Consider the following 23,806-nt stretch of genomic DNA (forward strand, 5'->3'; position numbering starts at 1 on the left):
TGTTGTCAATAAGCATTGTAATTTTTTTCAAACTAAGCTAGAATATATACAAGGGAAGGCGTATTTATGGACTTTTCATAAATACACTAAATGGGAGAGTACATAAGATAAGGGAGGCTGAACAATGAAAAAATATGAACGGACGTCTTTAGTTGTAAACGCAGAGCAATACGAACTGAATAAAGGAATGGAAGACGGTTTTGAACTGTACACCAAGGTTATTACAAATGGCTGGATCAGTTCCGACAACTTGATTCAAATTACCAGACCGGACGGTGCCATTGTATGTCCTTTTATCCAAAACAGACGGGGAGTCATCTTCATCCGTGAAGGAGATTATATCATTACCGAAAACGACGACGAACGCCATGTATGCGGCGCTGACAAGTTCGATAAACGCTATAAACCGGTGCAGGGCTAAGACGTGTACGTCTTTACAATAAAAAATATGTCTGTATCGGAAAAATATGTGAACTTTAAAACAGATACAGTAAAGCATCTCTGCTCACTGTATCTGTTTTTATATAATTAGGAAAGTGTTCTTATCAGCATTTATATTGAAAAAGAAAGGAGTTCGTATGACTCTCACCCCAAATTACCTATTAGAATGCTGCGTTGACAGCGTCGAATCCGCGATCAATGCCAAAAAGGGGAACGCCGACAGGCTGGAGCTTTGCTCCAATCTGATCATCGGCGGTACAACCCCCACCCTCGCCCTATTTAAACAGATCCGGGAAACGGTGGATATCCCTATTCATGTCTTAATACGCCCCCGCTTCGGAGATTTCCTTTACAGCTTTCACGAGCTGAACATTATGATCAAGGAAATAGACATGTTCCGGGATGCCGGCGCTGAAGGCATCGTTATCGGTTGTTTAAACACCGACGGCGAGCTGGCAGTTCCTGAACTGAAGGAACTCATAGCCCACGCCGGCAATATGCGTATAACCCTTCACCGTGCCTTCGATATGTGCAAGTCCCCTTTCAGGGCAATGGAAGAGGCCAAAAATCTCGGCATCCACAGCATTCTTACCTCCGGTCAGGAGTCTTCTTGTCTAAAAGGCATTGACTTAATCAGACGATTAAGCCAGGAAGCGGACAGCTCAATTGCTATAATGGCAGGTGCTGGAATCGACGAAACCGCTGTCCGTACGCTGCTCGAAGAAACCTCCGTCACCTCTTTCCATATGTCCGGAAAAAAAATCGTGGAAAGTGAAATGCGTTTTCGTAATCCTCACGTCTCCATGGGCATTCCCGGCATGAGCGAATACGAAATATGGAGAACGGATACAGGGGAGCTCACCGCAGTCAGAAAGCTATTGGACGAGGCACTCCCTAATTAGCCTTATAAGTCTCTCTTTTCAAATGCATTGATCGCAAGCTTCATCGAACCGAGCAGCAGTATGGTGCAGAGAGCAAGAATGACTGTACTTTGTGTTAATTGATCCATCTGCGTATCTATTTGCAGAAATCCCAGAACCGTACTTAAACCAATTTCTCCATTCAAAAGGCTGATGACAAATGTAGAACCTCCCATAATCACCATCAGCGACAGCATATACCACAATCTGCCCTTTTCCACTCCAACCTTAAACATAATGGGCAAATTGGTCCCTATAAAAATAAATGAAATGGAAAGTAAAGGTATAATCATCCGTAAAACAGGATCTATCTGTATGTCTTCTCTTTTGACTATACTAGTCACTGTAGTCAAGACAGTGTACAATATCACTGTCAATCCTACTCCTGCCAGCCCAAATACGTATTTGCTTATGACAATATCCTGTCTGGAAAAAGGGAGCATAGCCGCATAGTTAGTCCAGTTGCTCCTCTCGTCGAGTCCCAGTGCTGTAATCGGCAGCATCGCCATAAATATGACCGCGAATACTGTCCAAAATGAGTTGTCACTTATCACACCGATGATAATATAGGCTATTACGAGGATCAGCATGATCTTCGCCTGCTTCCATATCATATAAAAGTCCTTTAACAGTAATCCTTTCATTGTTTATCCACTCCTTTTACCATAAATAAAATAATATCTTCAATCGACGCATTTTCTACGTTCATTCCCCTCGGCACCTTTTTACGCTCCACCAGCGCGTCGACCCCGTAGCTATTTTCTCTTTTACCTTTTACCGCTGACAATTGCAGCGCATTCAGTTCAGTCTTTTTGCAGTGCAGCATTACATAAGTTTCCAGAAGGCGGTCCTTTTCCTCGCAGAATATAAGCTTTCCCTTATGAAGAAAGGCAATATAATCACACAGCTTTTCGAGGTCGCTGACAATATGCGAAGAAATCAGAATGGAATGCTCTTCTTTTCTCGTAAATTCAAGGAAAATATCGAGGATCTCATCCCTTACAATCGGATCCAGGCCGCTGGTCGCCTCATCCAGGATCAGCAGCCTCGCACGATGAGACATCGCGGCCGCTATTGCCAGCTTCATCTTCATTCCCCGGGAGTAGTCCTTGATAGGCTTTTTTTCGGGAAGGGAAAAGCGCGCAATATAGCGGAAATAGGTCTCTTCCTCCCAGTTCTGATAAGTCATTTTCATAATGGCGTTCAATTGCTTCGCCGTTATGATTTCCGGGAATCCGATATCATCCAGTACGATGCCGATATCCTCCTTGGTCAGCTTAAAATCATCGGACCGGTTATCCTTACCGAGTATGATTATCTCACCGCTGTCACGTTTTATTGCGTCCATGATCAGCTTAATCATCGTGCTTTTTCCCGCACCATTTTCTCCAATAAGTCCCATGATGCAGCCGGACGGCAGTTTCAGACTGACCTTATCCAGCTTAAAGTCCTTGTATTCTTTCGTTAAATTTGTTATTTCCAAAGCATTCATAATTTAATCCTCCGTTATTCTTGAGCAACGCTTCTTAATACTTCGGCAACACAGCCTTTATTCCGCGCGCATAGCTGCGCATCCCGCCCGAAGGGCTTTTTATGCAATAGGATCACCTCCTATTACATAAAAAATTGGAACATCTTCACCAAGTCTTCTCTCGTCAAGCCGGACGACTTCGCCAGCTCAGAAATTTCCCTCATACGCGTTTCTATCTTCTTTAAATTTTCTTCTCTTATAAACTCCATGTCTTTCTTTGCTACAAAGCAGCCCTTCGAGGCTATCGTATATATATATCCTTCCTTTTCCAGTTCATCATAAGCTCTCCTCGTAGTAATTACGCTGATCCGTAAATCCTTGGCAAGAGATCGGATGGACGGAAGCGCGTCGCCTTCCTTTAGTTCTCCGGCTATGATATTCTTCTTAATCTGTGTACATATCTGCTCATAGATCGGCTGCCCGCCAGAGTTACTAATCAATATGTCCAATTCTCTCACCCCTTTTCATACCGCGCTTCACGCCTTATTATATTAACTCGCCTAGTTCATACTGTATATATACAATATATACAGTTCAAATGAATATGTCAATACCATTTTTTGTAACTACCATAAATATTATTTAGCCTGTCTTATGGAGGACTGCCTTTTTGAGGTACTTTTTTTCTACAGAGCCGTACTGCCAGGTTGATATTTCTAAAAACAAGGCATCGGTCAAATTGATCGATGCCTTGTTTATTTTAGTGTGACAGGGGGCAACACCTTCTTCTTATTGCAGGAATTGAAAAGAACCGACACAGATAAAGTAATTATTGATGAAGTCAATGCTGGAAAACTTTATATCGTGGAGTCTGCCGGAGCAAAGGTCACAGCTCCCAATATTGAATATGTAAAGGGAATGGATGCTCATTCCTTCACATTGAATTTATCTCCAATTAGCAATAATGACGCAATATTGGTCAAGGACAGCGAAATACAAATCAAAAGCAACTGAACCTCGTTCCCGGAGATCGCGAGTAATTACGGCTGCGCAGCCTATCAATCGGCCATTTATTAGGAGTATTGATACTCACTGAATAAATAGCATTTTGTCAAAAACACTATTTATCCGATCATACTCTTCCTTGTTAAAGCTGAAATATATTTTTTTGTTGCTTCTTGTTGTGATAACTAAATTTAAATCCATCAGCATGTTTAAATGATACGATGTTGTTGATGGAGCTAGATGCAGCTTTTCTGCCAGTTCTTTCCCAAAATACGGTCTTTTGGAAATGTGCATAATCAATTCCATTCGTTTGGGATCTGAAAGCACTTTATGAAAATATGATAACTGATATAGGCTGTTTGTGTTAACCTGCAAATCACAATTTCGAATTCCAAGAATCACACAGTGCTTTTTTTGCCACTTACTTTGATAATCATGAATCCCCAACTGTGTAAAAAACGATATGTGGATATAATCTTCGTCAGAAAGTTCATCGCTTCCGCCAAGACTATGCTTATAAAATGCTTCCGGATGTTCAGAATAGATTTTACTATAAAGCGTTACACCCTTTTGACAGAAATCATCTACTTCTTTTTTTACTTTTATATATACTCGATCATAAAATGACGTTATTGTTTGTTTCAATTCGTTTAACTTCTCAGGGTTTTCATAGAACTCTTCAATTCGCTGCTGCCTGCTTTTTCCTGAAAGTGTCGGTTCTTTCAGCCGTTTTGCGAGTATTTGCCTGCTTTGTGATACAGAAAATTCCGAAAAATCCAAATTGTAGTTACTGGAAATCAAAAACGCATAAGCCTCTTCCGACGTCAATTGCCCGACTGACGTAATAAAATCGTCCAGGCATAAAAGGCCCGCATTCTGTTCTCTATTAAAAATAATGTTATAAATGATATAACCGATTCCATCCAAATCAAAAAAGTAATTTATATACTTCCGCAAATCTGGAGTGGTTAGTTTTTTTGTTTTTTTAACCATGAGCTCAAAAGTGTTATTTGTCCTGTCTATCGGTTTCGATTTGATCAAGCTGTGAATTGATTGTTCTTGTGCCAATGCAAACAAAGCCATGATGAATTCAAAACTTTCATGATAAATTATTTTCATTCAAATCCTCCAATCAGATAAAATCCGAACGACTTCAAATTCTCTTAACTGCAGTACTTTACAAACACATTATAACATGCTACAATGCGTTTGTAAATTCGATATTCATCGAATCGTTGTGTTAAAAGTACTGAATGATTACACAAAGATATTTCACATAAACAATAGTCCATAACCAATCAAATAGTATCTCAAACAACCATACTTCATTTTTAAGGAGGAAAAATCATATGAAAAAAGCTTTTGTCATTGGCGGTGTCAGCATGGATTCTATTATTCATCTGGAGCAATTTCCGCCGCAAAAATCTGCCACGATCTTTAGTCAAGATTCCTATACAACAATCGGTTCAACGGGAGGCGGAAAATCTATATGCTTACAAAAGCTTGGAATGAATACAACGTTTCATGCTATGATAGGAGCTGATGATTCCGGAAATGCTATACGAAAGATTTTATGTGAACATGGAGTTGAATTTATAAATGATTTGGATCCAAGGGGGACGGAAGAACATGTGAACCTCATGGACAGAGAGGGCAGACGCCTGTCTATTTTCACAAAAACATCCTCATTTGAACCGCAAGTTTATATTCCACGCATAATCCCCTACATACAAAATTGTGATTATCTTGTATTGAATATTATAAATTATGTCAGAAAGCTTATCCCGGAAGCGAAACGATACAAAAAAGAAATATGGTGTGATATTCATGATTATGACGGCCAAACCGAATACCACAAAGACTTTATTGAAGCGGCTGATTATATCTTTATGAGTTCGGATGAACTTGTGGAATATGAAGAATTTATGGAACAGATGATTCGGCAAAAAAAGAAGCTTGTAGTTTGTACGCATGGCAGTAAAGGTGTATCCGCCATAACCGCAGAAGGTAAAAAATTCCGGCTTCCCATTCTTGGACAATATAAGCGCGTGGATACCAATGGCGCCGGAGATAATTTTTTCTCTGCTTATCTCTATGCACACAGTAAAGGCTATCCGGTTCAAACCTGTCTGGAATACGGAACGATTGCGGCAGGTCTGTGTATCAACTCAAAAAGCATCGTCAATCCTTCGCTAAGTCCGGAAATTCTTAAAAACGAACATGAAAAGTACTATAGATAGGAGTATTATGATGACAAAAACACAGTTGTTAAAAACCAGACTTTTAGAGATAGGGGCTTCTTTAAATAATAGTGGTCATGCGCTGGCCTTATTGGCACTTGGTTCCTGCGGAAAAAATCAGGAATTGATGGATGAATATTCAGACCTGGACTTTTTTGTAATTGTTAAACCCGGATATAAAATGCAATACATAGAGAATCTGGATTGGCTGAAATCCATATTCCCCGCAGCTTTCTATTTTCGGAATACGGATGACGGGTACAAATTTCTATATGAAGACGGCGTGTTCTGTGAATTCGCAGTCTTTGAAAAAAAAGAGCTGGAAAAATTAGGAGCACTTGATGGCTCGATCGTATGGAAAGACAAGGATTTCGAGGGACTTGAATTACAGATGGAGCCGACTTTTCAGATAAATCAAATATTAGATACAGAATGGATGCTCGGCGAAATTCTCACAAACTTGTATGTTGGTTTATGCCGGTTTCGAAGAGGAGAAAAGTTTTCGGCATATAAGTTTATCCAAAATTATGCGGTTGATCAGCTTCTCAGATTGCTTCTGACACGAACTCCGCAATCCGCTATTGAAGCAGATAAATATGATCTGTCCAGAAGGATAGAGTTCAGAAATATCATTACCGCAGATTTATTATCATCGTTCATTCAGGGTTATGACAAAACACCTCAATCAGCATTATCTATTTTGCAATTTTTGGACAGGAATTTTACAATCAACCAATTCATAAAATTGAAAATTGAAGAACTTTTGTAGTACAACAATTCATATGTTAAAATAATTACATAAACTTGATTGATTTCACAAAAAATTCCTCTTTCATTCTTTAGATACCTAAATATGTTATATTGTTCTCCAGAAATAAGCACTATATGGCGGAAGTTCACTTCCGTCATTAAGTTCATACTCCCGGCCGCTAATTAAATCGAAGGCCCTTTGGCATCCCGCATCAAAATGTGCCCGAAAGCTTTCTTCATCGGCGTTAATAGCCACAAGCACCCTTTCATTTTGTGATTTCCGCTCAAATACACATTGCTTATTCGTAAGTAAAAGAGAACGAAAATCTCCATAATTTAATGCTTCGGAATTCTTCTTCGCTTCTGCAAGCTTCCCGATATACTTTGTCAACTCACCGGTGGCAGGCGCCTCAAAGCAGGCGCGCAGAGCCGGATCGCCTTCGCTCTTCCTCGCCTTTACTCCCCATTCACTACCATAATATACGCACGGGATCCCGGGCATTCCGAAACATAGCGCATAAATCAATGGAAGGTGCTTTTCATTGGAAAGAATACTGGCAATCCGTGTGACATCGTGGTTATCCACAAAGGAGAGCAGATGCTTCCCCTTATAGAGCGTCCAGTCCTCCGGTCCGAACTGACGCAGCAGCGAATGATTGATCTCGAACATATTCATGCTGTTGAAGCTGGAATAAAGCCCTTTATAACATTCATAGTTGGTCGCCGAATGCAGCATGTTCTCATTTACCATCTGATTATAATCCCCGTGCAGCATCTCGCCTACAAGGAAAAAATCCTCCTTTTTGCTATCCGTAAAGCATCTGAGCCTGCGTACGAAATTATGATCCAGACAGTAAGCCACATCCAGCCTCAGTCCGTCGATGTCGAACTCATCGATCCAGAATCCTACGCAATCCAAAAGGTGCTTTATGACCTCCTCATTCCCCAGATTCAGCTTCACTAGATCATAATTGCCTTCCCAGCCCTCATACCAAAGTCCGTCGTTATAATTGGAGTTTCCTCCCAAATCAATATGAAACCAATTCAGATACGGGGACCTATCCCTATTCCTTATGACATCCTGAAATTGATAAAACCCTCTTCCCACATGATTGAATACCCCATCCAGCACCACGCGGATTCCGTTTTCATGCAGGCTGCTGCATACCCTTTTAAAGTCCTCATTAGTTCCAATCCTTCGATCGAGCTGTTTATAGTCTCTCGTATTATATCCATGGGTATCGGATTCGAATACCGGCGAAAAATATATTGCATTTGCTCCCAGATGCTTTATATGGGGAATCCAATCGATCGTCTTCAGTATCCCAGACCGGAGTACTCCGTCGTTTTCAAATGGTGCGCCGCAAAAACCCAGTGGATAAATCTGATAAAACACGCTTTCATATGCCCACATCCTATATCCTCCAATCCTTATCGAATGACCTGTCAATCACTGTTTCATTATAACATGAGAAGTCCTGCATATATACCCCTTTCAATAATCCGTCATATTAATTTACATAATATTTTAGGGGTCTGTTCTGTACTTTAACCACAATTACGGCCTATCCAATTCGGTCAATATTTTCTCATACTTCACATAATTTTTTTGACTGAACCAGTATTTTTTCTCATTTTTCAAGTTTCACTTGCAGAATTATAAATGTGGAGAACATGTACGATTTCTAATGCTTTTTAAGACTTTTTGAAAAGAAATCCCCAATTTCCACCGAGTTATCCACATATGACGTTTGTGTCATTTTTCGTGACTCATCTTCCATTTTCTATAAATTCTGACGTCATTTGTCAAAAAATAATTTCATTTTTCATTTTTCGACATCTACATAAATCTCGGTCAAGCCAAAAGTTATGTTAACTTTACCTTTTTCGACTTCGATGCTATACTACTAAAAAGTATATAAAGAGCTGTCGTTCGCGAAATTGGCAGGCTATTATAATTTTATGTACAATTTTTGAAGGTGTCAGAGGCTTTTTTCGGTATCGCCTGACATAGGAGATGTATTGAAAGGAGTATGATAAGGAATATGTTAAAAATAGGTTCACATGTGGGAATGAAGGGTAAGGAAATGTTTCTCGGTTCCGCCAAAGAAGCTGCTTCTTATGAAGCAAACGCCTTTATGATATTTACGGGTGCTCCCCAGAATACAAAACGCAAGACAATAGAAGAATTGAACATAGACGCAGGTCTGTCCTATATGAAGGAGCACGGTATCTCTGATGCCATAATCCATGCTCCTTATATAATAAATCTTGGTAACAGTATAAATGCCGACACCTTCAAGCTGGCTGTAGATTTTCTTTCCATGGATATACAGCGTACTGCTGCACTAAAGAGCAAGGTTCTCGTACTTCACCCCGGCGCCCATGTAGGAGCGGGTCAAGATGCGGGCATCCGCAAAATAGCGGAGGGCCTCAATGAGATATTGGACAAAGACACTCCCTGCATCATCGCTTTGGAGACCATGGCGGGAAAAGGTTCCGAAATCGGCAGAAGCTTTGAAGAGCTGGCCGCCATCTTCGATAAAGTTATCCACAATGAAAAGCTGGGGATCTGCCTGGACACCTGCCATATGCACGATGCAGGCTATGATATTATCCATGGCTTTGACGAATGCGTAGAGCGCTTGGACCGATTGATAGGAAAAGATAAGGTAGCCGTCCTGCATATCAACGACAGCAAGAATCCATGCGGCGCCGGCAAGGACAGACATAGTAATATCGGACATGGGTATATCGGCTTTGATGCACTGTACTCCATCGTCCATAATCCTGCTTTCACGGATATACCCAAAATATTGGAGACACCTTATATTCCCTCAGCGGAAGACCCGTCCAGGCTGGTGCCCCCCTATAAAGAGGAGATTCAAATGCTGCGCAGCGGAATATTCACAGCCAGCCGTCCCAGAAGCGTTCCACCCTCTTTGCCACCAAATCAGCCGTAACTACTTCGAAATGTTCCCATTCCCGCGGGAACATTTTTTGATAGGAATGATTCAGGAATCGATCGTCCAAAAGTGCTACCAGCCCTACGTCCTCCGCAGTCCTTATTACCCTTCCAGCCGCCTGCAGTACCTTATTCATGCCCGGATAACGGTAAGCGTAGTCAAAGCCGCTGCCGCCCTTTTCATCGAAATAGTTTTTCAATATTTCCCTTTCGTTGCAGACTAAAGGCAGCCCCGTACCAACGATAATAGCGCCGATCAAGCTGTCTCTCTTCAAGTCGATGCCTTCGCTGAATATCCCTCCAAGCACGCAAAAACCCAGCAGGCTCTTTTCATCCTCTATCTCCACATCCATACGAATCATCTGGGACAAATCGCAGTCGTCGTTCCACGCAAAACGGTTTAGGAATTCCTCTCTCGACCGTTCATCCATACGGTCCTCCTGAAGAATACATTCCACGCTTCCTTTATCTGCAAAATAGTCCTCAAATATCTCATATACCTTCTGCAAAAAAGCATGAGAAGGAAAGAATATCATATAATTTCCATGCCGGTTCTTCACGATCTCATGGATGTAGGAGGCAATATTGTAATATTCCATATCTGTCCGTCTCGTATATCTGCTTGTCACATCACTTCCGATAAAAAGCGCCTTTCTTTCAGGGTCGAACACTGACTTGGCATATACCTCGTAATCTCCTCCTTCGCCGCCCAAGAGACCTTTATAATACTGAATCGGAAGCAGGGTTGCGGAGAACAAAATAGTACTTCTTCCCTTCGCCATACATTCCCGTAGGTTCACCGCCGGATTCACACAAAAAAGCTTTAAATTAAAGCTTCCATCCTCCCGCATTTCCGAGTAAACGACGTAATTCTCATCCACCCTCTCATAAATATCAAGAAAGTGAGATACCGCGAAGTAAAAGTCCAGAATTTCTGCCCTTATCTCATTTTCATGTACCGCATGCCGGCCTTCATACTCCTCCAAATAAGTCTCCATCACAGAGCTAAGCCTCTGCAACGCCATAACAAAGGGTGAGATATACTCTTCAATCCGATAGTTTGTACACTCCCGCTTCAAAGCTAACAGCTCTTTGTTGCATTTCTCCAGATAATGCTCCATTTTGCCGTCAATCTCTTTTACGCTCTTCTTTAATTTCAGGAAATCTTCCTTGCAAAGCACTGCACTGTACATTTCCCTGCCGCGGTCAACCAGATTGTGGGCTTCGTCGATAAGAAAAATATAATCGCCCTTTACTCCATCCGCGAAAAAGCGTTTCAAATACACATGCGGATCAAACACATAATTATAATCGCAGATAACGGCATCGGAAAACAAGCTCATATCCAGACACAACTCGAAAGGGCATACCTGATGGGCCTTTGCATACTCTTCGATCGCCTCTCTGGAGAAATTGTCCGAGTGGGTCAACAAATCATATATTGCCTCGTTAATACGGTCATAATGCCCTTTCGCATACGGACAGTACTCAGGATTACATTCCGTTTCCTCCATAAAGCAGATTTTTTCCTTGGCCGTCAGTATCACAGACTTCATTTGCAGCCCTTTTCCCCTCAACAGCTGAAAGGTATCGTCGGCAACGGTTCTGGTAATGGTCTTCGCCGTCAAATAAAAGATCCTTTCGCCTAATCCCTCACCCAAGGCCTTAATTGCAGGAAAAACTGTGGAAATCGTCTTGCCGACTCCCGTAGGCGCTTCTATAAAAAGTTTTTTACCGTGGTAAATACTCTGATATACATAGGTCACCAGATCCTTCTGCCCCTCTCTGTACGGAAACGGGAAAGAAAGATCTTTAATGGACTGCGTCATGCTTCGCTTCCACTGGAACTCGAAGTCAGTCCACCTTTTATATTGCGTCAAGATATCCTCGAACCACTCTTTTAATTCCATAAAGGTATAGCTGGAATGAAAATACTTGATTTCCTCCGTATCCAGATTACAGTAGGTCATACGGACGCAAATTTCCTTCAGTTTATTTTTATCGGCATAAATATACGCATAGCACTTCGCCTGCGCCAGATGGACGGCGAAAGCCTCTTTGATTTTCTTAAGCTCCAGATAAGTCCCCTTGATTTCATCCACCGTTACCGGAGTCGCTTCCGTACCGTCTATGATTCCGTCTGCTCTGCCTTCTACGACAACAGTATATTCCTCCGTCTCATACGGATGCCTGAGAACTACCTCCGCATGATAATCGGACCCCATTCGCCTTTGTATCATCCTATGCACCCGGCTGCCTTCCTGCATCGCCTGATCCGGTGCCGTGGTCCTTCTATTATCGATATTCCCGGAACGCAGTACGAATTCTACCAGATTGCGGACGGATATATGTATTTCTTCCTTTTTATTCTGTTCCATATTTATACCCCATATCCAATCTCTTCTCTCCAAATCCTCAACCAATATAATCCATTCCACAATAGCCCCATAGAACGGAAAAAATAGCGCATATATATCATTGCGGCGGTTATCAGGTCTACCATGTTTGGTTTGGCTGCGACCGCCTATGACGCTGGAAACCGCTAGCTGCCTTAACATAGCAACATACTGGAGATAATATGATGCTTTCTTCTGGAGCAGAGACAGTACTGAAATCATATTGTCCATCCTGCGCTTTCCAATTAAGCAAATCAGCATAGAATTTTGCGAGTCTTGATGGTTCTGTACAGTCCAAAACAATACCCTGTAATTTTACTTTTGGTGCCATAACATTAAACTCTCCTCTTGTTCTTGACTTAATAATTGAATTTCATTTCCAAACACTTTCGCAGCCAAGTATTTCGGCAGCACAGCTTTTATTCTGCGCGCAGCTGCGCATACATTTTTTATGTAATAGGAGCACTTTCCTATTACGATTAGGGTGTCAAAAGGTCCTTTATAAATACATTCTGGTCAATATGACCAAAACAAAAAGAATGACTGCGCCTATGTAAATATTTAGAAGTTCTTTCTCTGGATATTTGTTTTCTGTTATGTTTGGCGCGAATAGACTGAGAATTAGAACTTCTTATATATTGGAATTCGGAGCAGGAGTCTTTTTGTTTTGAGCATATTGACTTGAGACGTTTGCAAAAGGACCTTTTGACACCCTAATCCTATTACATAAAAACTCCCCATAAAGATAGTCTACTCTATCTCTTATAGGGAGTCAAACAACATTACATTCTTATTTGCCATTGTCCGTTTCTCACATCCACCAGACCGTTTCGAGGTTAAGATGCGACGGCAAAATGCCTCATAAACGATTCAAAGTCCTCGTCATAGCCCGAATAGGAAACTGTCAAAATCTGATTAAAGTCCAATCCTAACACTCCGACGATGGATTTCGCGTCAACTACGTATCTATTATAAGCAATATCAATATCAAAGTCACATTTCGATGCCGCTGCCACAAACTTTTTCACTTCGTCGGGTCTCAACCTTATTTTACGATGTATCATAAATATCACCCTTCCTTGAAAAATCCTTTCATGAAAATATCTTTCTCGCAGTTACTTGAGTATTATACCTTATTTCCTATAAAAGTAAAGTGAAATTTTTATAAACTGGATCTATTGACATATTAGCCGCTGAAATATTTTTTCATATTGACCACTTCCAATCCTCAATATTTGTCAAAATATAAAGAATGCACAATTTATTTTTTATCCCTTTACTTTATTAAACTGCATATTGATCATTATTTCCTAAATTCTACCATATATTCTTGGAATCTTAAGGGAAGCATACTTCTTTGTAAATTCAGGTTTTTTCTCTCCTTTATCGCTATTTTATGGCAGAAATACGTAAACAGTTCCTGGTATTCCAGCTCTTCCCTCGAATAATTCTCCATCATTTCACTGTCGATCTCGGCATTCGTAACGAGATACCAGTCTTTTGAAGCCGGATGAACGACAAATATCCCCCTGATATCATCATATATGACGAAATTTAAAAGAGACAATCTATCTGCGAAATGAGGAGCTAAAAAGGTTAATATATTGTTCTTAGGCCCTATCTTAGAAAATAATATGCCGTTTTCCAGCTCCTGAAACCTGAGAAATCCCATCAAATGAAGCACCTCGTTGTTGGTTCCCCGGTTCAGTTCAAATACCTTGTGCACATAGGGATTCGTCAGATTGCCCATGACTTGCCTGCCATTTTGCATTTGCAAGCCGCACACAACGGTCTTGTATACAGCCTCTCCCTTCTGCTTGTCCATAGAAGCAAGCGCGCGGCATATACTTATATACGTCTCTTCACCCAATTCCCTCTGAATGGTGCGGGATACTCTTACCGCCGTTCCGGCGTCGGGCACGATGGGGATATATTCCGCGAATAAGCGCAGGTTCTCCTCCTCCCCGATCTGTATATGAAGACGACTGTGATCTTCCTTCAAGGAATACGCTTTATAGATTCCTGTGAAAATGCCCTCCAGGGAATCCTCACATATTAGATATTTCTCTTCCATACTATTGATTCCTCCGTTACATCTGCCCCAGCACTGCTTTATGAGTATCGATAATATTCGGCTGCATAGTAAAGCCTACATCATCGAACAAGGATAGCTGCTTGTAGGTAATTCCATCCTTGTCAAAGGGAAGCTTCTCCTTTACCGTAAGAAGATTTCTCGTGATATAGTCCTCCTCTATCTTCGTGTTGTACATCATCTTTCCATTGCATGTAATGAAATAGAGCGCCCGCTTAAGCACCACTCCTATCTTTTTCAAATCAGGAAAGCTAAGAAAACTGCTCCGCCTCGCCATCACGATTCTCTGCGCGCTCTTCACCCCGATTCCCGGTATTCTGAGCAGCAGCTGATAATCCGCCCTATTAACTTCCACAGGAAACATCTCCAAATGACGCAGCGCCCAATCGGCCTTGGGGTCCAGAAGTATATTGAAATTCGGCCGCGCCTCGCTCAGAAGCTCTCCTGCCTTAAACCCATAAAACCGAAGCAGCCAGTCCGCCTGATACAGCCTGTGCTCCCGAAGGAGCGGAGGGCCTCCGGGCAGAGCAGGCAGCTCCTTATCCTCGTTCACATTCACAAAGGCAGAATAAAATACTCTTTTTAATTCAAATTTTTCATAAAGATTTTCCGCCACCGTCATCAACTGATAATCATTTTCCGGCGTCGCACCTACGATAAGCTGGGTAGATTGTCCGGCAGGGACAAACCGGGGTGCATTTTTATATAGAACGATTTCATTTTTACTGGATTTAATTCCATTTTGAATCTGGCGCATGGGCGCTAAAATATTCTTCCGATGCTTATTGGGAGCGAGGCGGCTAAGCCCCTCTGCTGTAGGCAGCTCCAGATTCACACTCATCCTGTCAGCCAGCAGCCCCGTCTTCTGAATGAGAAACGGGTCTGCGCCGGGTATCGCTTTCACATGAATATACCCCTGAAATCGATGCTCCCTGCGCAGCTTATACAGTGTTTGGTAAATCAATTCCATGGTAAAATCCGGATTATACAGGATCCCTGAACTCAGAAAAAGTCCTTCAATATAATTTCTTTTATAAAAGCCCATAGTCAGCTCGCACACCTCGTCCGGCGTAAACGAGGTCCTGACGACATCGTTGGATTTTCTGTTAATGCAGTATTTGCAGTCATAAATACATTCATTTGTAAAAAGTATCTTCAATAAGGAAATGCATCTTCCGTCTGCGCTGAAGCTATGACAGATGCCGCCGGCTACGGTATTGCCCATACCGCTTCCGCTGCCCTTCCTGTCCACACCGCTGGAGGTACATGCCACATCATATTTTGCCGCATCCGTTAAAATTCCCAGCTTCTCCATTACGGACATCTCTTCCGAAACCTTATAATTCATCATAACTCACCGCCATTTTAGAACACTTGTTTGTATTATAATATCATATTCATTCCCCTTTTTCAACAGTTTTATCGAACAAATGTTTTTTGTTACAGTTCGGCCTTGTTTCATTGACATACCTGCCCATTTTTAGTATACTTTTGTCAGAAAAAGCTGATGCTTTGTCACCGGATAAAGCATATAAGGCATTCAGGGGCAGACCGTAGGTATGATACGTTTTTCGCATCAGAAGGTTTGTTTTTGGATGTTTTTTGTTTAATAACGCATAAACCGATTATATTACGAAGGAACATATTTCATTATGACCACAAGAAGCTATGATTATTTACCAAAAGAAGCCTCGCTTCTGCGGGAAGATATATTCGTAAAGGAGCAGGGCTTTGTAGATGAATTCGACGACATCGACGATATTTCCACCCATCTCGTCCTATTTGATGGAGCGCTGCCGATAGCAACCTGCCGCTACTATTTCGATAGCGGGAAATCAGCGTATATCATGGGCCGTATTGCCGTAGCCAAGGCATATAGAGGGAAAAATATCGGTGCACATATCCTGAAGGAAGCCGAAGACCAAATACGCTTATCCGGAGGACGGAAAATATATCTGTCAGCTCAGGTACAGGCGGCAGGCTTTTACGAAAAACAAGGTTACGTGACGTCGGGGGAACCCTATTATGACGAATACTGTCTCCATGTCCTGATGTATAAGCAGTTGGAGGCCGGGAATGAATAATCTGAATTTCCTATATGTAATGCCTATTTTGCTGGTCATACTTTCCAATGTCTTCTACCATATGTTCAGCAAAAATACACCCTCCGACGTAAATCCATTTCTGGGCCTTATCGCTACCTATGGGGTAGCCCTTATTTCCAGCATTCTCTTGTTCTTTCTAACAAAAGAGGAAGGCTGGCGGGAATCGTCCTTTGCATTGCCGGCATGATCATAATCAATACAAAATAAGAAAGAGGTGTCATATGTTTAGAGAAATGAGACGAAAAAAACAGATTTTATCGGAAGGAGAATGTATCGATGTCCTGCAAAGAGGAACCTCCGGTGTTCTGGCCGTATCCGGAGACGACGGCTATCCTTATGCGGTCCCGCTCAGCTACGCGTACCATGATTCCAAAATCTTTTTTCATTGTGCCAAAACGGGGCATAAGATAGATTCCATTGCAAGAAATGAAAAGGCTTCCTTCTGCGTTATCGATAAAGACAGCGTGGTACCGGAGGAATATACCTCTTATTTTCGCAGTGTCATCGTTTTCGGGAAAGCCCGGATCATAGAGGACGAAGCGCAGGCAAGGAAGCGATCGAACTGGTCAGGCAAAAGAATGCCGCTGTGAAGCAGTAGGCTTCATAGCGGCATTTAATGCACATAAATACTGCTTCGCACTATTTATCGCTTGCATTATTGGGCGAAACGCGGTTAAATATTAGTTGTGTATAATTATATTTATGTATAATTATTAATAATGAAAAATAAAGCGAGGATGATTACTTATGAGCAAGCCGGTTATTCCCAAAAACTACCAGTCGGCACTTAATTTGCACGATACTCAGATCGGTATTAAAACTGTCAAGGATTTCTTTCAGAATCTTCTTGCCGAGCGTTTGAACCTGCTGCGTGTATCCGCACCCTTATTTGTCACTCCCCAATCGGGTTTGAACGACAATCTGAACGGCGTAGAACGCCCAGTTACCTTCGGCATTAAAGAGCAAGGAGACGCAGAGGCCGAAATCGTTCATTCCCTCGCCAAGTGGAAGCGCTCGGCGCTTCAAAAATACGGCTTTTCCCATGGAGAAGGCCTCTATACCGATATGAGCGCTATCCGCCGGGATGAAGAGACTGATAATATTCACTCCATTTATGTAGATCAATGGGATTGGGAAAAAATAATTTCCAAAGAAGAGCGTAATATCGAAACCTTGAAGGAGATAGTCCGCACCGTATACAAGGTGCTGCGCAAGACGGAAAAGTATCTGGCAATCAGATACGATTATATAGAAGAGATCCTGCCTCACGACATCTTCTTTATCACAACGCAGGAATTGGAGAACATGTTCCCCGATAACACGCCGAAGGAGAGAGAATATTATATCGCTAAAGCAAAAGGCGCCGTATGTATTATGCAGATCGGGGATCTGCTTGAATCCGGCGAAAAGCACGACGGGCGTGCTCCTGACTACGATGATTGGGCTTTAAATGCGGATATTGTTGTTTATTATCCGGTTCTGGACATCGCACTGGAATTGTCTTCCATGGGGATTCGGGTGGATAAAGAGGCTTTGCTTTCCCAGCTGGAAAAAGCGGGATGCCCGGAACGCACAAAACTTCCTTTTCAGAAGGCGATCATTGAGGAAGAACTTCCGTATACGATCGGCGGTGGTATTGGACAGTCGCGTATCTGTATGTTCTTTTTGCGTAAAGCGCACATTGGGGAGGTACAGTGCTCGCTTTGGCCGGATGAGACGATAGCTGCTGCCAAGGAGAACGGACTGCAGTTACTTTAGGGAATTATGCGGGCCGTTCATCGGTTAAATGCTCCGATACGGCAACTCACTAAAAGTGTGGGTTTGAACATCAACTACCGTCTGTAACCTGTCAATGATCTCGTGATAGCGCGGCTCATTTACTAAGGGGGCATATTCCCGGTCAATTATTATGCTGTGGGCAAGTATTTTTTTAATATATGATGTATCGCTTGGGTGCCCGGTCAACTTGTCAAAGCAAGGATTATTGGAATAGTCGTAACTTAATTCCGGAATACTTTGTGCATATGCTAGACAATACTTCTTCGTAAATATCAGCGGCGCATCGATAATACGATCGTATTTCCTCCTGTCCGATACCCGGTTTTAAAAACATAAAACTTTGGAACAGATTGCCGAGATGAAACTTTAACGGGATGCTGTTGGGATATTCTTTTAACATCTTCTGACAGAACGACCAGCCTGCTTCAAATCCCTCGGTTTCGTAGACACTGCCGGCCCTTTTGGCTAATTCACTGACCTCTTCGCCGGAGAGCTCGTTTTGATAAGAGAGTAATTCATCTATCGTAGTATTTAGAGCGCGTGCAATAGGAGAAAGCAATGTAATGTCAGGGTAAGTTGCTCCGGTTTCCCATTTACTTACTGCCGGGGCGGAAACACCTAATGCATTCGCGAGTTGCTCCTGTGTCCAGGATTTTTCTTTACGTTTTGTTATAATGATCTCTCCAATATTCAATGCCATGTCATTTGCTCCTTAAAGAAAAATAAGTATCTGTCTTTATATTAATATTATAGCATTAAAAAAACAATGGACGTGCATTTAACGCAAAGGCTGATTTTATTAACCACTAGGAAATATGACATTCCAAATTAATCATCGCAGGAAGCCTATTCCATAACGTCTCCTGCGATGATCAATTTGGACATAATAAAAGCAAGCATATTAAGACGATTCTGCAAATTCCCCTTTGACATTAAGTAATAATATGCTTGCTTTATTATTAAGTTTGTGCTGCGGTGCAGGATTTACATCCGTTTAGTTCTGCACTGCTTTTTTTGTTCCGTGCCAACACGGCAGTATACTTAAAGTTTCCAGTGTCACCGGTATAAGCATTAACATTTTAACATTCCAAATAGGTGTGATCCATATAATCACCAGCAATATTACAGAGATTACTACCGCACCAATATTCTTTTTCTTAATGATTTTTTCGTCTTCAATAGGATTATTTTCAGTAAAAAAAGGTGCATACAATTTATTAACCACAATAATCCCTATCGTTAAGGCTATCATTACGCCAACCGGCAGATAACCGATATAATCCGCTCCCACACAGGAAAGGACGCACACGAGCGCCATGGACAAGAAGCAGCCAAGGCTTGACTTCATATGCACTCCCCCTGCACAGGAACGCAACAAAGAAAAACATCCAATAGATAGGATCACATCCCATGCACGACCGAAAACGAGCCCGAGCAATATCAGCCCTATTACTTTGAACAGAGAATTAAAGATTAATTCTATTCCATAGGTAACCGCTATGGCTTGTGTCTCCGACATCTCATTGCGCTTCAAACACCAAGCCGTAATCTTACTCGCAAGCATATGCTCCATGCTGTACACCTCGCCTCATCTCGTGATTCTATTTATACCATAGTTTGATAAAATTTTACCATATTTTTCCTAAACGCTCAATTCCATTTCTTAAACGATTACTTTCTTACAACTTATTCATATATGAAAATATTATCATAAGTTTGTTGTAATTGGTAGTAAATTCGATTGTTATGTCGTATCATGACATCGTTAATATCAACTTTATTGAGGGGGAATGATGTTACCGGTATACATTTGTGATGACGATGAAAATCAACTGCAGCATTTTAAAAAATTGGTATCCAACACAATCATGATTGAAGATATGGATGCTTCTATCGTCTGCACCACTTCTTCTCCCTATCAGCTTCTTTCCTATTTGACCGAACATAAGACTCCATCTTTATATTTTCTTGACATTAATTTGAATACCTCCATGGACGGTTTCTCCCTCGCCAGAGAAATAAGGAAATACGATCCGCGGGGCTTTATCGTGTTCGTTACTGTTCACAGCGAGCTTTCTTATCTTTCCTTCAAATACAAAGTCGAAGCCATGGATTATATTATAAAAGGCAGCAAGGAGCTTTCCTCCCGCATGCGGGAATGTATTCTCAAAGCCCTGGAACTGTATACGCTTCCTACCAATACCATTCAGAAGGCTATCGCATTAAAAATCGACGGACGCATCATTTCCATGAAACTGCCCGATATCTACTGTATCGAGACCTCCACCGAAGCGCATAAGATTCGGATCTATAAGAGAAACGGATACACCGAGCTTTTCTATTCCCTGAAGAAAATAGAAAAGCTTTTGGATGATTCATTTTTTCAATGCCACAAATCCTGCATCATAAACCTTTCTCACGTAAAAGAAGTAAATATCAAAAATTGTCTGGTGACTCTGGAAAATGGAAAGATATGCCCGGTCGCCACCCGCATTGTAAAGACGCTGGCTCTCCGGCTGAATATGAATATTCTTTGATCGGGGATTATCCTCCGGTAAATTCTTTTTATGATTCTAAAAGTATCCTTGTAAAATATTATTTTTGACGCCCTCTGATTTTACTGAAAAACAAATAATATATAATGAACAGAATCGTCGTAACCACCCATGTGAGCGGGTAGCTGAACATGATCGTATAAATATTCTTTCGAAGCGGCACCGCCAGCATAAGCCATGCAACACGCAGTGCGCATATCCCTATCAGACATATGAGCATTGGGATCCAACTGTCGCCCACACCGCGCAGAGCTCCGGATAGAATCTCAATCGTCACATATGTGAAATAGACCGGCACGAGGTAGCGCAGCATATGTATCCCTATGCGGATTACCGCAGCATCCGTGGTAAACAGCCGGTAGCAATATATCCCCCAAAAATACAATACGAAGGAAATGAAAAGGGTGGAGGCAAAGGTCATAGCCATGCATATCCGCACGCCTTTCCTCAACCGCTCCCTCTTCCCGGCTCCATAGTTTTGTCCCACAAAAGTAGTTACAGAGATGCCAAAGGCACTGACGATCATCCAGAATATGCTGTCTATTTTACTATAAGCTGTCCATGCCGCTACGGTATCAGTTCCCAGAGAATTAATGCCGGCCTGTATAATGACGTTAGAGGAGCTGTACATGATCGACTGCATTCCTGCGGGGAATCCAATCCTGATGATTCTTGCCAGCATTCTTCTATCCAAACGGATATTTCGAATGTACAGACGGTGCATATCCGTCGTCTTTACTAACAGCATAATAACCAATACCGCGCTGAGCGCCTGGGAAATGATTGTCGCTAACGCCGCCCCTGCCACTCCCATGCCAAAGCCTACCACAAACAGCATGTCAAGAATGATGTTGGTCATACAGCTCACGATCAAAAAGTAGAGCGGCCGCTTGGAATCTCCTACTGCCCTGAGTATTCCCGCACTTATATTGTAAACGAGATTTCCTACCATTCCTAAATAATAAATCCGAAGAAAGGTAACCGACGGCCCAAGTACGTCCTCCGGAGTATTCATAGCTTGTAATACCGCCGGAGCAGTGATAATGCCTGCTGCCGACATGACAAGACCGGCGATCACACTGAAGGCGATGGCGGTATGCACCGCGTATTCCACCATCTCCTGCTTCTTCGCGCCGTAATATTGGGATATGATAACAGTGGCTCCGCTGGATAGACCTACGAAGAAGCCTACGATTAGCTGGATTACTGTATTGGTGCTTCCGCCCACGGCAGAAAGCGCCTCCTTCCCCACATATCGCCCTACGATAATGGCATCAATCGCATTATATAACTGCTGAAAAAAGGTGCCGAACAAAATAGGGAAAAAGAAGAGGAGCAACTGTTTCCAGATTACTCCTTCCGTTATGGCATTACTTTTTCCCATACCCGTAACTTTTATATTGTTTTTATCTTGCATCGAATTACCGGACATTTTCTTACTCATATCCTTCCGCTTTTGTAGATTTTATCTTTAGAATCCACATATAACTCTGTATTCGATAAGCAGTATATCGCACTTGTTCTATTTTTTCAATGGGTAAAGAAGAAATTTTATCCTCTCATATATTTCCTTAATAACTCCCTGTATTCTTCATAGAATGTACAGTTTTCCATTGCAAAAGATTCAGGCATCCCTGATATCTGTTCCCATCCGCAGGACATAAGCTGAGGCTTCAATAACTGTTCTTTCTGCAGAGTATACAGCAGCGCCCGCTGCCTGAACTGAAGATGATATTTTATCTTTTCTTCCACCTCGCCCGGAAAATGCCCGCACATTATTTCCACCAGTTCTTTTCCCATCTCCATTTCTCCGTAATGGGTCCATTTTACGCGCATTTCCCTTGCGAATCTCATCCATAAGGAATCCTCCTGCGGATACACAAGTCCCATGAATCCCGCATCCTTGTAGCACCATAGAGTATAGGAAATATCGTGCTTTTTAAACAAATCCAGTGTATCTTCCACCATCTCCATCACATGGGCAAGTCCATGACCTGCAATATCATATCCAGCCTCGCCGCACAGCAGAGGTCTCCCAAATTTCTGCATGCCCGCTATCATAGTGACGAGCCGGTCCTCGAATACACTTCGCCTCTTCTCTCTCGGATAATCGGGGTCGCACAAATCTGCTTCCCATACTGTCGGATAAAAATGAAAAGTTATAGCTGTCTGTTCATCTTTTAACTCCTTCATCGCGGAGAAATCCATGGCAAAATAATCTCCTTCAAGGAAAATGATATGATTTTTATCAGCTTCACGGACGGCTGCCGTTACCCTGTCATAGAACTTCTGAAGCCTTCCGTCCTCTCCCGGTATAAGGAAGGGTTCATTGAGAATATCGTAGCCGAGTATCCAAGTTTCCTCCGCATAATATCCGGCGATTTCTTTCCAGAGCTCTACGATCTGATCCTGAAATGCCTCGAAATGCCAGAATTGCGGTATACCGGTCTGGTTATCGCTGTGCCAGTCGGGATTCTGACCTCCCGGCACAGCATGAAGGTCGGGAAGCAGAAAAATTTCGTATTTTCGACAAAATGCAAGTAATCTGTCAAAATAGCAAAATCCTCTCTCCTTCAAAACCTTAGGATTTTTATCGTCAAAAAAAAGATGATAGTTAAAAGGAACCCTGATAATATTTACACCGGTCTCTTTTAAAAATTGAAAGTCCTCCTCCTTTACAAAGGAACAAATAAAATCATCGAAAAAACTATCGCTTCGTTCTACCCCGAATACTTCCTCAAAGGCTTCTATTATCTGCTTTTCGGGCGTTGGTATTCCAAGCATGAAATGCTCCATGTTCAGCCAGCTTCCAATACCCAGCCCGCCAAAGGAAATTTCCTTGTCCCTAAAATAAAATTTATTATTTTTAATCTTCACAAAATCCATAAGCTTCTACCTCATATCAATTTCTACAATTTTTCCCCGGATTGCCGCAGTAATTGTTACCGCATATTCATTTCTGGAAGCAACAATCTGAACTGAATGAAGGTTTTCCTGCAAATAATATTTGCCTACACCCAGAGAAAGCTGCTGGCGCATGTAGCCCTTTTGTTCCTCCTCCACATAGTAATCTCCATAACCAGCATC

At 42.0% G+C, this 23,806-nt stretch carries 25 protein-coding genes and 1 pseudogene; 11 read left to right on the forward strand and 15 right to left on the reverse strand.

The annotated features are described in order from the left end of the window. Positions 1-124 precede the first annotated feature (124 nt). Both V6984_RS17335 and V6984_RS17340 read left to right on the forward strand, forming a co-directional pair. Entirely contained in the window at positions 125-421 is a 297-nt protein-coding gene (locus tag V6984_RS17335; RefSeq protein ID WP_342756858.1) for a hypothetical protein, read from the forward strand. A gap of 157 nt (positions 422-578) precedes the next feature. After that, positions 579-1,343, forward strand: coding sequence for a copper homeostasis protein CutC (locus tag V6984_RS17340; protein WP_425324263.1), 765 nt, complete (start codon positions 579-581; stop codon positions 1,341-1,343). 2 nt (positions 1,344-1,345) lie between these two features. Here the strand turns inward: V6984_RS17340 and V6984_RS17345 are convergent, their stop codons facing one another. The 3 genes from V6984_RS17345 to V6984_RS17355 all read right to left on the reverse strand — a co-directional run bounded on the left by V6984_RS17345 (position 1,346) and on the right by V6984_RS17355 (position 3,341). Continuing rightward, positions 1,346-2,005, reverse strand: a complete 660-nt coding sequence (locus tag V6984_RS17345; RefSeq protein ID WP_342756860.1) for an ABC-2 transporter permease — start codon at positions 2,003-2,005, stop codon at positions 1,346-1,348. After that, on the reverse strand, positions 2,002-2,853 hold the full coding sequence (locus V6984_RS17350) for an ABC transporter ATP-binding protein (RefSeq protein ID WP_342756861.1): 852 nt from the start codon (positions 2,851-2,853) through the stop codon (positions 2,002-2,004). Before V6984_RS17350 ends, V6984_RS17345 begins: the two co-directional genes overlap by 4 nt. Before the next feature lie 122 nt (positions 2,854-2,975). Beyond that, the gene (locus V6984_RS17355; RefSeq protein ID WP_342756862.1) at positions 2,976-3,341 is read right to left on the reverse strand and encodes a GntR family transcriptional regulator; all 366 of its coding nucleotides are present in this window, start codon (positions 3,339-3,341) and stop codon (positions 2,976-2,978) included. A gap of 283 nt (positions 3,342-3,624) precedes the next feature. On the opposite strand from V6984_RS17355, the gene V6984_RS17360 reads away from it, so the two are divergent. Then, on the forward strand, positions 3,625-3,846 hold the full coding sequence (locus tag V6984_RS17360; protein WP_342756863.1) for a Type 1 glutamine amidotransferase-like domain-containing protein: 222 nt from the start codon (positions 3,625-3,627) through the stop codon (positions 3,844-3,846). Positions 3,847-3,921: 75 nt separating this feature from the next. On the opposite strand, the gene V6984_RS17365 is transcribed toward V6984_RS17360, so the two are convergent. Next, the gene (locus V6984_RS17365) at positions 3,922-4,956 is read right to left on the reverse strand and encodes a winged helix-turn-helix domain-containing protein (RefSeq protein ID WP_342756864.1); all 1,035 of its coding nucleotides are present in this window, start codon (positions 4,954-4,956) and stop codon (positions 3,922-3,924) included. A gap of 230 nt (positions 4,957-5,186) precedes the next feature. Between V6984_RS17365 and V6984_RS17370 the strand changes: the two genes are divergently transcribed. Both V6984_RS17370 and V6984_RS17375 read left to right on the forward strand, forming a co-directional pair. Beyond that, entirely contained in the window at positions 5,187-6,077 is an 891-nt protein-coding gene (locus V6984_RS17370; protein ID WP_342756865.1) for a carbohydrate kinase family protein, read from the forward strand. A 7-nt stretch (positions 6,078-6,084) separates the two neighbouring features. Further along, on the forward strand, positions 6,085-6,846 hold the full coding sequence (locus tag V6984_RS17375; RefSeq protein WP_342756866.1) for a hypothetical protein: 762 nt from the start codon (positions 6,085-6,087) through the stop codon (positions 6,844-6,846). Between the two features lie 87 nt (positions 6,847-6,933). Here V6984_RS17375 and V6984_RS17380 read toward each other — a convergent pair whose 3' ends face one another. Further along, positions 6,934-8,241 carry an alpha-amylase family glycosyl hydrolase gene (locus V6984_RS17380; RefSeq protein WP_342756867.1) on the reverse strand — a complete coding sequence of 436 codons (1,308 nt, stop codon included), beginning with the start codon at positions 8,239-8,241 and terminating at the stop codon, positions 6,934-6,936. A 631-nt stretch (positions 8,242-8,872) separates the two neighbouring features. On the opposite strand from V6984_RS17380, the gene V6984_RS17385 reads away from it, so the two are divergent. After that, positions 8,873-9,790, forward strand: coding sequence for a deoxyribonuclease IV (locus V6984_RS17385; RefSeq protein ID WP_342756868.1), 918 nt, complete (start codon positions 8,873-8,875; stop codon positions 9,788-9,790). Here V6984_RS17385 and V6984_RS17390 read toward each other — a convergent pair. From V6984_RS17390 to V6984_RS17405, 5 genes are all read right to left on the reverse strand, one after another. Beyond that, complete coding sequence (locus V6984_RS17390) at positions 9,735-12,170, reverse strand: ATP-dependent DNA helicase (RefSeq protein WP_342760038.1); 2,436 nt, start codon at positions 12,168-12,170, stop codon at positions 9,735-9,737. The genes V6984_RS17385 and V6984_RS17390 overlap by 56 nt on opposite strands. A 118-nt stretch (positions 12,171-12,288) precedes the next feature. Further along, entirely contained in the window at positions 12,289-12,519 is a 231-nt protein-coding gene (locus tag V6984_RS22375; protein WP_425324218.1) for a VOC family protein, read from the reverse strand. A 505-nt stretch (positions 12,520-13,024) separates the two neighbouring features. Beyond that, positions 13,025-13,252 carry an HPr family phosphocarrier protein gene (locus tag V6984_RS17395; protein WP_342756869.1) on the reverse strand — a complete coding sequence of 76 codons (228 nt, stop codon included), beginning with the start codon at positions 13,250-13,252 and terminating at the stop codon, positions 13,025-13,027. Between the two features lie 239 nt (positions 13,253-13,491). Continuing rightward, on the reverse strand, positions 13,492-14,262 hold the full coding sequence (locus tag V6984_RS17400; RefSeq protein ID WP_342756870.1) for a TIGR03915 family putative DNA repair protein: 771 nt from the start codon (positions 14,260-14,262) through the stop codon (positions 13,492-13,494). A gap of 16 nt (positions 14,263-14,278) precedes the next feature. Next, complete coding sequence (locus V6984_RS17405; RefSeq protein ID WP_342760039.1) at positions 14,279-15,628, reverse strand: putative DNA modification/repair radical SAM protein; 1,350 nt, start codon at positions 15,626-15,628, stop codon at positions 14,279-14,281. Positions 15,629-15,932: 304 nt separating this feature from the next. On the opposite strand from V6984_RS17405, the gene V6984_RS17410 reads away from it, so the two are divergent. From V6984_RS17410 to asnA, 4 genes and pseudogenes are all read left to right on the forward strand, one after another. After that, positions 15,933-16,364 carry a GNAT family N-acetyltransferase gene (locus V6984_RS17410; RefSeq protein WP_342756871.1) on the forward strand — a complete coding sequence of 144 codons (432 nt, stop codon included), beginning with the start codon at positions 15,933-15,935 and terminating at the stop codon, positions 16,362-16,364. Beyond that, a complete protein-coding gene (locus tag V6984_RS17415) occupies positions 16,357-16,572 on the forward strand; it encodes a hypothetical protein (protein WP_342756872.1) in 216 nt (71 codons plus the stop codon). Before V6984_RS17410 ends, V6984_RS17415 begins: the two co-directional genes overlap by 8 nt. Before the next feature lie 34 nt (positions 16,573-16,606). Next, positions 16,607-16,936, forward strand: a pseudogene (locus tag V6984_RS17420) (pyridoxamine 5'-phosphate oxidase family protein); the annotation flags it as partial. 196 nt (positions 16,937-17,132) lie between these two features. Next, positions 17,133-18,143 carry an aspartate--ammonia ligase gene (gene asnA / locus V6984_RS17425; protein ID WP_342756874.1) on the forward strand — a complete coding sequence of 337 codons (1,011 nt, stop codon included), beginning with the start codon at positions 17,133-17,135 and terminating at the stop codon, positions 18,141-18,143. Positions 18,144-18,366: 223 nt separating this feature from the next. On the opposite strand, the gene V6984_RS17430 is transcribed toward asnA, so the two are convergent. Then, the gene (locus tag V6984_RS17430) at positions 18,367-18,864 is read right to left on the reverse strand and encodes a helix-turn-helix transcriptional regulator (protein WP_342756875.1); all 498 of its coding nucleotides are present in this window, start codon (positions 18,862-18,864) and stop codon (positions 18,367-18,369) included. A gap of 294 nt (positions 18,865-19,158) precedes the next feature. After that, the gene (locus tag V6984_RS17435; RefSeq protein WP_342756876.1) at positions 19,159-19,737 is read right to left on the reverse strand and encodes an accessory gene regulator B family protein; all 579 of its coding nucleotides are present in this window, start codon (positions 19,735-19,737) and stop codon (positions 19,159-19,161) included. 217 nt (positions 19,738-19,954) lie between these two features. Between V6984_RS17435 and V6984_RS17440 the strand changes: the two genes are divergently transcribed. Further along, positions 19,955-20,701 carry a LytTR family DNA-binding domain-containing protein gene (locus V6984_RS17440; protein WP_342756877.1) on the forward strand — a complete coding sequence of 249 codons (747 nt, stop codon included), beginning with the start codon at positions 19,955-19,957 and terminating at the stop codon, positions 20,699-20,701. Positions 20,702-20,759: 58 nt separating this feature from the next. Here V6984_RS17440 and V6984_RS17445 read toward each other — a convergent pair whose 3' ends face one another. The 3 genes from V6984_RS17445 to V6984_RS17455 form a co-directional block, all read right to left on the reverse strand. Continuing rightward, a complete protein-coding gene (locus V6984_RS17445) occupies positions 20,760-22,136 on the reverse strand; it encodes an MATE family efflux transporter (RefSeq protein WP_425324264.1) in 1,377 nt (458 codons plus the stop codon). 134 nt (positions 22,137-22,270) lie between these two features. Further along, on the reverse strand, positions 22,271-23,605 hold the full coding sequence (locus V6984_RS17450; RefSeq protein WP_342756878.1) for a glycoside hydrolase family 5 protein: 1,335 nt from the start codon (positions 23,603-23,605) through the stop codon (positions 22,271-22,273). 6 nt (positions 23,606-23,611) lie between these two features. Continuing rightward, positions 23,612-23,782 carry a hypothetical protein gene (locus tag V6984_RS17455; RefSeq protein ID WP_342756879.1) on the reverse strand — a complete coding sequence of 57 codons (171 nt, stop codon included), beginning with the start codon at positions 23,780-23,782 and terminating at the stop codon, positions 23,612-23,614. Between the last annotated feature and the right edge of the window lie 24 nt (positions 23,783-23,806).

This window comes from Kineothrix sp. IPX-CK (assembly GCF_039134705.1).
Taxonomy (GTDB): domain Bacteria; phylum Bacillota; class Clostridia; order Lachnospirales; family Lachnospiraceae; genus Kineothrix; species Kineothrix sedimenti.

Coding starts and splice junctions, on each gene's coding strand:
- V6984_RS17335 (WP_342756858.1), top strand. CDS start 125: ATGAAAAAATATGAACGGACGTCTTTAGTTGTAAACGCAGAGCAATAC.
- V6984_RS17340 (WP_425324263.1), top strand. CDS start 579: ATGACTCTCACCCCAAATTACCTATTAGAATGCTGCGTTGACAGCGTC.
- V6984_RS17345 (WP_342756860.1), bottom strand. CDS start 2,005: ATGAAAGGATTACTGTTAAAGGACTTTTATATGATATGGAAGCAGGCG.
- V6984_RS17350 (WP_342756861.1), bottom strand. CDS start 2,853: ATGAATGCTTTGGAAATAACAAATTTAACGAAAGAATACAAGGACTTT.
- V6984_RS17365 (WP_342756864.1), bottom strand. CDS start 4,956: ATGAAAATAATTTATCATGAAAGTTTTGAATTCATCATGGCTTTGTTT.
- V6984_RS17370 (WP_342756865.1), top strand. CDS start 5,187: ATGAAAAAAGCTTTTGTCATTGGCGGTGTCAGCATGGATTCTATTATT.
- V6984_RS17375 (WP_342756866.1), top strand. CDS start 6,085: ATGATGACAAAAACACAGTTGTTAAAAACCAGACTTTTAGAGATAGGG.
- V6984_RS17380 (WP_342756867.1), bottom strand. CDS start 8,241: ATGTGGGCATATGAAAGCGTGTTTTATCAGATTTATCCACTGGGTTTT.
- V6984_RS17385 (WP_342756868.1), top strand. CDS start 8,873: ATGTTAAAAATAGGTTCACATGTGGGAATGAAGGGTAAGGAAATGTTT.
- V6984_RS17390 (WP_342760038.1), bottom strand. CDS start 12,170: ATGGAACAGAATAAAAAGGAAGAAATACATATATCCGTCCGCAATCTG.
- V6984_RS22375 (WP_425324218.1), bottom strand. CDS start 12,519: ATGGCACCAAAAGTAAAATTACAGGGTATTGTTTTGGACTGTACAGAA.
- V6984_RS17395 (WP_342756869.1), bottom strand. CDS start 13,252: ATGATACATCGTAAAATAAGGTTGAGACCCGACGAAGTGAAAAAGTTT.
- V6984_RS17400 (WP_342756870.1), bottom strand. CDS start 14,262: ATGGAAGAGAAATATCTAATATGTGAGGATTCCCTGGAGGGCATTTTC.
- V6984_RS17405 (WP_342760039.1), bottom strand. CDS start 15,628: ATGAATTATAAGGTTTCGGAAGAGATGTCCGTAATGGAGAAGCTGGGA.
- V6984_RS17410 (WP_342756871.1), top strand. CDS start 15,933: ATGACCACAAGAAGCTATGATTATTTACCAAAAGAAGCCTCGCTTCTG.
- V6984_RS17415 (WP_342756872.1), top strand. CDS start 16,357: ATGAATAATCTGAATTTCCTATATGTAATGCCTATTTTGCTGGTCATA.
- asnA (WP_342756874.1), top strand. CDS start 17,133: ATGAGCAAGCCGGTTATTCCCAAAAACTACCAGTCGGCACTTAATTTG.
- V6984_RS17430 (WP_342756875.1), bottom strand. CDS start 18,864: ATGGCATTGAATATTGGAGAGATCATTATAACAAAACGTAAAGAAAAA.
- V6984_RS17435 (WP_342756876.1), bottom strand. CDS start 19,737: ATGGAGCATATGCTTGCGAGTAAGATTACGGCTTGGTGTTTGAAGCGC.
- V6984_RS17440 (WP_342756877.1), top strand. CDS start 19,955: ATGATGTTACCGGTATACATTTGTGATGACGATGAAAATCAACTGCAG.
- V6984_RS17445 (WP_425324264.1), bottom strand. CDS start 22,136: ATGCAAGATAAAAACAATATAAAAGTTACGGGTATGGGAAAAAGTAAT.
- V6984_RS17450 (WP_342756878.1), bottom strand. CDS start 23,605: ATGGATTTTGTGAAGATTAAAAATAATAAATTTTATTTTAGGGACAAG.